This is a genomic window from Rhizobium sp. SG2393, assembly GCF_042610495.1.
Taxonomy (GTDB): Bacteria; Pseudomonadota; Alphaproteobacteria; order Rhizobiales; family Rhizobiaceae; genus RU20A.
This window is the reverse complement of sequence record NZ_JBHGAP010000021.1, coordinates 1-1,506: the sequence shown is the minus strand read 5'-3', so window position 1 is coordinate 1,506 and position 1,506 is coordinate 1. Positions and strand designations below refer to the sequence as shown.

General features: G+C 67.6%; 2 protein-coding genes. Both read right to left on the bottom strand.

The genetic code is table 11. The features are described from left to right. A partial coding sequence (locus ACED18_RS20520) for an ATP-binding cassette domain-containing protein (protein WP_377291157.1) occupies window positions 1-369 on the bottom strand: 369 nt, incomplete at its 3' end. Window positions 370-666: 297 nt separating this feature from the next. Continuing rightward, window positions 667-1,506 (bottom strand): ABC transporter ATP-binding protein (locus tag ACED18_RS20515; protein WP_377295452.1); only part of this gene is annotated, 840 nt, incomplete at its 5' end.

Here is a 1,506-nt window from a genome sequence, read left to right as displayed (position 1 = left end):
GATCGCCTCGACGCGGCGCTTCACCTCCGCCTCCCCCACGCCGCGGTTGCGCAGCGGGAAGGCCAGATTGTCGTAGACCGTCATCGTGTCGTAGACGACCGGGAACTGGAAGACCTGCGCGATGTTGCGCGCTTCCGTCGACGCCCGCGTCACGTCGCGCCCATCGAACAGGATGCGACCCTCCGAGGGCGTCACGAGCCCGGAGATGATGTTGAGCAGCGTGGTCTTGCCGCAGCCGGACGGGCCGAGCAGCGCATAGGCCCCGCCATCCTCCCACTCGTGATGCACTTCCCTCAGCGCATAATCCTTCGGTGCCGAGGGACGGATCCCGTAGGCATGGCGGATATGATCCAGCGTGATGCGCGCCATCGTTCCTCCTTGCGAGAGCATGACGAGCCCCTCCAAAGGCTCGCCCGTCCCGCTCCTCCTGCAAACAGCCGGCCCCGAAGACCTGCCGCATGCGCTTCGACGTCTCGTCCGGGCCGGCGTCTTTGCGCGCCATCACCCGTCCCGTTCCCGTATCCCGCCACCAAAGCCGTGGCCGGGGCATTCCCTCATGCCGCCTTCGCGGTCGTTCTCTTGTCACCCGGCCTTCGCCGGCATCTTCCCTTCACGCGGCTTTCGCCAGCTTCTTTCCTTCACGCGGCCTTCGCGGGCATCTTCCCTTCACGCGGCCTTCGCCGCTGGTCCAACGACCGCCCGCCCGTCCGGCGCAAAGGCCATGAGGTGGTCGAGATGCACGAAGAGCGTGATCTCCCGGTCCGGCTCGATGTCGTGAATGCCGTGCGCCAGGAGCACCAGGCTCGTGCCGGCAAAGGACACATGCACGAAGCTTTCCGAGCCCGAGATCTCCGAGACCAGCGTGCGGCCCGTGATCGGCGCTGACGCCCGGCCTTCCGGGGCGGCGAGCGACACGTGGTGCGGCTGGAAGCCCAGCGTATAGGATCCGTCCGCGATATGGGCGAGATGTCCCGGCACCGGCAGCACCGCCACCCCGCCCGAGACGAACTGGCCANACACGTGGTGCGGCTGGAAGCCCAGCGTATAGGATCCGTCCGCGATATGGGCGAGATGTCCCGGCACCGGCAGCACCGCCACCCCGCCCGAGACGAACTGGCCACCCCGCTTCTCCACCGCGATCGCATTCAGCGGCGGGTCCGAGAAGGTCATGGCGCTGACGAGATCGGCCGGGCGGCGATAGACATCCACCGTCGGCCCGAACTGCGTCACCCGTCCCTCCGACAGGGTCGCCGTGTTGCCGCCGAGCAGCAGCGCCTCCGACGGTTCCGTCGTCGCATAGACGAAGATCGCCCCGGATTCGGCAAAGATCTTCGGCAGTTCCGCCCGCAGCTCCTCGCGCAGCTTGTAGTCGAGGTTCGCCAGGGGCTCGTCCAGCAGCACCAGCTTCGCCTTCTTCACGATCGCCCGCGCCAGGGCCGTGCGCTGCTGCTGGCCGCCCGAAAGATTGAGCGGCGTGCGATCGAGGTAGGGCGTCAGCCGCAAAAG